A 5,749-nucleotide genomic window follows, 5' to 3' on the forward strand; every position below is an offset into this window, starting at 1 on the left:
GCACAGGCCTGTGCCGACCTCGATGCAAAGTGCCGACCTGGCCGCTGGCTGCCGACCCAGCTGCGGGGTGCCGACCCGGCGGGCTGCGTCAGGGCGTGCCGGCGCCACCATTCAGGAGCTGGGCGTGCAGGTCCCGGAGATCGGTCGCGTACAGGTCGAACGTGTCGTCCGGGCCGGGCGCGTCGCCGTCGGGCCGGGGCACGTACGCCGTGCGCAGGCCCACGGCCGCGGCACCGCGCAGGTCCCAGGCGTGCGCGGCAACCATGACCGGCGTGCCCGACGTCGCAGGCGCGCTGCGCAGCGCCAGCTCGTAGATCCCCGGGGCCGGCTTGTACGTGCCGGCGTCCTCCGCGGAGAGCACCCGGTGCCACCGCAGCCCGGCGTTCGCGCCGAGCCCGGCCAGGGCGCGGCGGCTCGCGTTCGAGAGGCCGAGCACCGTGACGTCGGCGGCGAGCCGGTCGACGCCTGCCACCGTGTCAGGCCAGGGCTCCAGCCGTTCCGCGGCGTCGGCCAGCGTGGTGGCGGCGTCGGGCGGGAGCAGGCGCTCACGGACCAGCGTGTCGAGGGCCTCGCGGTCGAGCTCGTGGCTGGGCGCGAACGGCCGGCGGCCCGCGATGATCGCCCGCTCCTGCGCGGCGACGTGGTCGAGCCAGCGCCCGACGACGTCCGCCGCGCCGTCGGCGTCGATTCCCGCCGCCTCGGCGACCTGCCGTCGCAGGCTCCCGGCCTGGTCCACGAGGGTGCCGAGCACGTCGAGGACGACGACCGGCCGGGCTGTCCGCATCTCCGCAGGCTGCATGAGCCCCACGCTAGCCGCCGACGTCGAAGCCCTGAGGGCTACGGGGTGCTGCGCAGCCCCCGCAGGGTGTGCTCGAAGCTGCGGATGTAGCCGTCGCGGTGCTGCTCCTCGCTGGCGCGGGCGATGATGCCGCGCTCCCAGATCAGCACGTAGACGTCGTCCGGCGTGAGGTCGGCCCGGATCGCCCCGGTCGCCTGTGCGCCGGCGAGGAATCCCGCGGCGGCCTTGCTGGCGCGCTCGCACAGCGCGGTCAGCGTGCCGGACCCGGGCTGGGCGCGCAGCAGCACGTCGTTGGCCGCGGGCTCGTCGAACGCGAGCAGCCAGATGCGCCGCAGGTAGCCATCGAACCGCTCGACCGGGTCCTCGATGGCGCCGACCTCGGTGATGATCCCGGTGATGCGCTCGGCGAACAGCTCCTCGACCACCGCGTCGATCAGGCCCTGCCGGCCCCCGAAGCGGTGGTAGATCGTGCCCTTGCTGACCCCCGCGGCCCGCGCCACCTCGTCCAGCGGGCTGTTCAGCCCGCCCGCGCGGAACACGTCGAGGGCGGCCAGCCGGATGCCCTCGACGTTGCGCCGCGCGTCGGCGCGGAGCCGCGGCGGGTCCGAGGTCATCGAGCGGTCCCGGCCCCGGCGGCGGCGGGGGAGCCCACCGTCTCGTTCCAGCTCGTCTCCAGCGTCCGCAGGAAGGACTCCACCGGCTGCGCGCCGGAGACCGCGTACTTGCCGGCGAACACGAAGAACGGCACGCCCTGGATCCCGTACTGCCGGGCCTGCTGGATGTCGGCCTCGACGGCGCCGGCGAACTCCTCGGAGGCGAGGGCCGCGAGGGCGGCGTCGCGGTCCAGGCCGACCTCGGCGGCCAGGTCGCCCAGGACCTGGTGGTCCGCGACGTTCAGGCCGTCGGTGAAGTAGGCCCGGAACAGCCGCTGGACCATCTCGTGCTGCTTGCCGTGACCCGCCGCGAAGTGGCTGAGCTGGTGTGCCGTGCGCGTGCCCACGGCCTTCGCCTGCTCGAAGCGGTAGTCCAGGCCGAGCTGCCGGCCGCGCTCCGAGATCTGCTCGTGCATGGCCGCCGCCTGCTCGCGCGGGAAGCCCTTCTCGGCCACCAGCAGGTCCATGAGGTCGATCGGCACGTCGCCGGTGAGCTGCGGCATCAGCAGGAAGCTGTGGTAGCGCACCTCGACCTGGGCGGAGTGCGGGAACTGCTCCAGGGCCTGCTCCAAGAGCGCGTCGCCCATGTAGCAGAACGGGCACATGACGTCGCTCCAGACGTCGATCACGAGCTTGTCGGCGGCCCGGCCGAACGCACCGGCCATCAGGAGCACACCCCGTCCACGGAGCAGACGCCGAACGCGTCGCCCGCGGGCAGGAGCTCGAACGGGGAGGGGGCGGCCGGGGCGCCGTCGACGGCGCCGGGGGTCACCTCCGCCGGGGTCTCGACCACCGGGGTCGCCTCGGCGACCGTGTCACTCGTTGTCATGCCAAGGACGGTAGGTCTAACTTGAACCCCCCGTCAACTTCCGTCACGGGGTTCGCGAGCAGTGTGACCGACAGATCACGGCCGGGCTCGCCCCCTCAGCGGCCTGCCGTGACGGCCTGGGTCACCGGCGCCCAGGACAGCGCGCGCAGGCACCCCGACCGGATGTCGTCGAGGTGCGCGGCGAGCCGCGCCGGGGCGTGGCTGTTCAGGCCCTGGCGGACGGCGGTCAGCCCCGGGCCGAGCCGCAGGTGCAGCCCCCACGTGAGGTGGGCGACGGCGAAGCCGAGGGCGGCGGCCGGGCGCAGGTTGGTGCCCGCCAGGGCGCTCACGGCCTCGGCGTAGACGTCGAGGACGGCCGGCTCGTCCAGCTCGCCGTGGCCACCGAAAGCCCGGTACATGGAGACGAACGTGCCGAGGTCGTAGCCGACCGGCCCCACACCGACGTGCTCCCAGTCGATGAGCACCAGGGCGCCGTCGGCGGTCAGGCCCGCGTTGCGGGGCGTGAGGTCGCCGTGGACGAGGGTGGTCGGCAGCTCCGCCGCGCGCGCCGCGAGCTCGTCCGCGGCGTCCAGCCCGGCGTGCAGCGCGTCGACCTGCTCGGGGGTGAACAGGTTCCGCAGCCGCGGGTCGCCGGGCAGGGCGTCGAGGTTGTCGTGCCCGACCGGCACGTGGTGGGCGTAGGCGGCGTAGCCCGCGGTCTCCAGCCAGGGGGCGCCGAGCAGGCCGGGCTCCAGGTCGCCGGGCACGTGGAGCAGCGCGGCCCGCTCGGCGGCGATCGTCGCGGCGGCGGGCGTCCAGCTCTGCTGCAGCACGGCGTCGACGTCGCGCATGACGATCCAGTCGAGCCCGTTGTGCCCGACCACGGTGACATGGGGCGGCGTCGTCGTGCCGCGGGGGAGGAGGCCCGGGACGCCGCTCCGGAAGAAGCGGGCCTCGCGGTGGTCCAGCCCGCCGTCGCGCGAGTCGAGCAGGGAGGGCTGGCCCCAGCCCGGGACCTTGACGATCCAGGCGGACGGCTCCGCGTGCGGGACCGCCACGCAGACCCGGAGCACGGCGGCCCGGCTCAGGCCCTGCGACAGGTCGCGCACCGACAGGACGCGCGCCCCGGGACCCCAGGCGCCCTCCCGGGACTTCAGGACGGTCTCGATCGTCTCGGCGTCGGGCAGGCCAGGTGCGTTCATCATCTTCCCTCGATGTCGAGAACGTGGCGGCGGCTCCGTCCCAGGGATACCAGCAGCCACACGGGCAGCGCGAATGCTTGGAGTGATACCGATGGAAGCGAACGAGGTCACCGAGATCCTGAACCGGCCGCTCAGCCAGGAGCTGCTGGCCCGCGACATCACGCGCCTCGCGTACGTCGCCACGGACGGCACGCCCCGCACCGTGCCGATCGGGTTCTCCTGGAACGGCACCGAGATCGTGATGTGCACCTCGACGAACGCGCCCAAGCTCCCGCACCTGCGGGCGAACCCCATGGTCGCCCTGACGATCGACACCGAGGTGCACCCGCCCAGGATCCTGCTGGTCCGCGGCCGGGCCGAGCTGGACGTCGTCGACGGCATCCCGGACGAGTACCTGGAGGCGAACACCAGCTACGAGATGACGCCGGAGCAGCGCGCCGAGTGGGAGGTCGGCGTGCGCTCGCTCTACGACGGCATGGTCCGGGTCGTGGTGACCCCGACCTGGGCGAAGCTGATCGACTTCGAGACGACGCTGCCCTCCGCCGTCGAGGAGCTGGTCCGGAGGCAGGCCGAGCGCCAGGGGGCGTGACGGCGGACGCGGCACCGAGGTGGTGCATCCCGGCCGCGTCCGGACGCACCGGGTGAAACCGGCTAAACGGGGGTTACCACCGGCCGCTCGCCTGCTTACGCTCGTCGCAGGTGACCCACGAGGAGCGGCATGATCTCCGAGAAATCGACCGTGATCGTCACCGGTGCGACCGGTGGCATCGGGCTCCAGACCGCGCGTGACCTCGTGGGCCGCGTCCGGCAGGTGATCGTCCAGGGCCCCGAGCCGGAGGCCATGGTGCGCCCGGCGCTCCACGTGCTCACCGAGGGGGCCGCGGAGGTCCGCTACGTCCAGTGCGACTTCGAGTCGCTCGCGGACGTCGCCGACGCCGCCGCCACCATGGCCGCGCTGGCCGCGGGACCGATCGACGCCGTCGTCAACAACGCGGGCGTCCCCGGGGCGACCACCCGCCAGGTCACGAAGGACGAGCACGAACGCACGCTCCAGGTGAACTTCCTCGCGATGGTCCTCCTCACCGAGCGGCTGCTGCCGGCGCTCGCGGACGACGCCCGCGTGGTCAACCTCGCGTCGGCCACGCACGAGATGACCGAGCTCGACCTGGCGGACATCGAGCTGGAGCGCGGCTACGACGCCGTCCGGGCCTACGCCCGCTCCAAGCTCGCGATCATCCTGTACACCCGGTGGCTCGCGGACCGGCTGGCCGGCAACGGCGTCACACCCGTGAGCCTCAGCCCCGGCGTGATCAGCACGCCGCTGCTGCACGCGATGTTCAGCGTCGGCGGGGTGTCGGTGCGGCACGGGGCCGACAACGTCCTGGCCGCGGTCACGGGGCCCGTCCGCGCGGGCGACTACTTCGACGACGGCGAGCTGGTCGAGCCCAGCGCCCAGGCGCGGGACGCCCGGCTCGGGCGGGCGCTCATGGACTACGCCTTCGGGGCGCTGCGGCCGTACCTGTGAGGGTTCCGGCATAGCCTGGAGCGGACCCTGACGGAAGGAAGCACCATGTCCCGCGTTCTCATCATCGGCGGCCACGGAAAGATCGCGCTGCGCCTCGCGCCCCTGCTCGTCGAGCGGGGTGACGAGGTCACCAGCGTCTTCCGCAACCCGGACCACCAGGAGGAGGTCGCGGCCACGGGGGCGACGCCGCTGGTCGCCGACGTCGAGCAGCTCGACACCGCGGGCCTCACGGACCTGCTGCGCGGCCAGGACGCCGTGGTCTGGTCGGCGGGTGCCGGCGGCGGCAACCCGGCGCGCACCTACGCCGTCGACCGCGACGCCGCGATCCGGTCGATGGACGCCGCGAAGGCGGCGGGCGTCGCACGCTACGTGATGGTGTCCTACCTCGGCGCGGGCCCCGACCACGGCGTGCCCGAGGACAACTCGTTCTTCGCCTACGCGGAGGCGAAGACGGCGGCCGACGAGCACCTGCGCGGCACGGGACTCGACTACACGATCCTCCAGCCCGGACCGCTCACGCTGGACGAGCCGACGGGTCTCATCGAGGTGGCCGACCCGGGTGTCGGGCGGGTCGCGCGCGCCGACGTCGCCGGGGTGATCGCCGCGGTCCTGCTCGACGACGGCACCGTGGGGCGCACCATCGCGTTCGGCAACGGCGGCACGCCGATCGCGGAGGCGATCGCGGGCTGACCTCCCGCCGGCTCCGCAACTTCCCTTTGAGGCCCGGGTTTCTTGTCTTTGCGGCTCCGCAAAGACAAGAAA

At 73.6% G+C, this 5,749-nt stretch carries 8 protein-coding genes; 3 read left to right on the forward strand and 5 right to left on the reverse strand.

From position 1 onward, the window contains the following. Window positions 1-88: 88 nt before the first annotated feature. From ACFWEJ_RS26670 to ACFWEJ_RS26690, 5 genes are all read right to left on the reverse strand, one after another. Window positions 89-799, reverse strand: a complete 711-nt coding sequence (locus ACFWEJ_RS26670; RefSeq protein ID WP_377232195.1) for a haloacid dehalogenase type II — start codon at window positions 797-799, stop codon at window positions 89-91. Window positions 800-837: 38 nt separating this feature from the next. Further along, window positions 838-1,413, reverse strand: a complete 576-nt coding sequence (locus ACFWEJ_RS26675) for a TetR/AcrR family transcriptional regulator (RefSeq protein WP_377232196.1) — start codon at window positions 1,411-1,413, stop codon at window positions 838-840. After that, window positions 1,410-2,117: a DsbA family oxidoreductase gene (locus tag ACFWEJ_RS26680; RefSeq protein ID WP_377232197.1), complete on the reverse strand. Its 708-nt coding sequence runs from the start codon at window positions 2,115-2,117 to the stop codon at window positions 1,410-1,412. The genes ACFWEJ_RS26675 and ACFWEJ_RS26680 overlap by 4 nt, the downstream gene beginning before the upstream one ends. Beyond that, entirely contained in the window at window positions 2,117-2,281 is a 165-nt protein-coding gene (locus tag ACFWEJ_RS26685; protein ID WP_377232198.1) for a hypothetical protein, read from the reverse strand. Before ACFWEJ_RS26685 ends, ACFWEJ_RS26680 begins: the two co-directional genes overlap by 1 nt. A 95-nt stretch (window positions 2,282-2,376) precedes the next feature. Then, window positions 2,377-3,465 (reverse strand): phosphotransferase family protein, encoded by a 1,089-nt coding sequence (locus ACFWEJ_RS26690; protein ID WP_377232199.1) that lies wholly within the window; start codon window positions 3,463-3,465, stop codon window positions 2,377-2,379. An 88-nt stretch (window positions 3,466-3,553) separates the two neighbouring features. Here ACFWEJ_RS26690 and ACFWEJ_RS26695 point away from each other — a divergent pair, with 88 nt between their 5' ends. The 3 genes from ACFWEJ_RS26695 to ACFWEJ_RS26705 all read left to right on the forward strand — a co-directional run bounded on the left by ACFWEJ_RS26695 (window position 3,554) and on the right by ACFWEJ_RS26705 (window position 5,677). Then, window positions 3,554-4,051, forward strand: coding sequence for a pyridoxamine 5'-phosphate oxidase family protein (locus ACFWEJ_RS26695; protein ID WP_377232200.1), 498 nt, complete (start codon window positions 3,554-3,556; stop codon window positions 4,049-4,051). Window positions 4,052-4,180: 129 nt separating this feature from the next. Beyond that, a complete protein-coding gene (locus ACFWEJ_RS26700; RefSeq protein ID WP_377232201.1) occupies window positions 4,181-4,987 on the forward strand; it encodes an SDR family NAD(P)-dependent oxidoreductase in 807 nt (268 codons plus the stop codon). A gap of 45 nt (window positions 4,988-5,032) precedes the next feature. Beyond that, window positions 5,033-5,677, forward strand: coding sequence for an SDR family oxidoreductase (locus ACFWEJ_RS26705; protein ID WP_377232202.1), 645 nt, complete (start codon window positions 5,033-5,035; stop codon window positions 5,675-5,677). Window positions 5,678-5,749 lie beyond the last annotated feature (72 nt).

It is taken from the genome of Promicromonospora sp. NPDC060204 (assembly GCF_042728455.1).
Classification (GTDB): domain Bacteria; phylum Actinomycetota; class Actinomycetes; order Actinomycetales; family Cellulomonadaceae; genus Promicromonospora.

Excerpts from the sequence above, each read along its gene's own strand:
- ACFWEJ_RS26670 (WP_377232195.1), bottom strand. The coding sequence starts at position 799 with ATGCAGCCTGCGGAGATGCGGACAGCCCGGCCGGTCGTCGTCCTCGAC.
- ACFWEJ_RS26675 (WP_377232196.1), bottom strand. The coding sequence starts at position 1,413 with ATGACCTCGGACCCGCCGCGGCTCCGCGCCGACGCGCGGCGCAACGTC.
- ACFWEJ_RS26680 (WP_377232197.1), bottom strand. The coding sequence starts at position 2,117 with ATGGCCGGTGCGTTCGGCCGGGCCGCCGACAAGCTCGTGATCGACGTC.
- ACFWEJ_RS26685 (WP_377232198.1), bottom strand. The coding sequence starts at position 2,281 with ATGACAACGAGTGACACGGTCGCCGAGGCGACCCCGGTGGTCGAGACC.
- ACFWEJ_RS26690 (WP_377232199.1), bottom strand. The coding sequence starts at position 3,465 with ATGATGAACGCACCTGGCCTGCCCGACGCCGAGACGATCGAGACCGTC.
- ACFWEJ_RS26695 (WP_377232200.1), top strand. The coding sequence starts at position 3,554 with ATGGAAGCGAACGAGGTCACCGAGATCCTGAACCGGCCGCTCAGCCAG.
- ACFWEJ_RS26700 (WP_377232201.1), top strand. The coding sequence starts at position 4,181 with ATGATCTCCGAGAAATCGACCGTGATCGTCACCGGTGCGACCGGTGGC.
- ACFWEJ_RS26705 (WP_377232202.1), top strand. The coding sequence starts at position 5,033 with ATGTCCCGCGTTCTCATCATCGGCGGCCACGGAAAGATCGCGCTGCGC.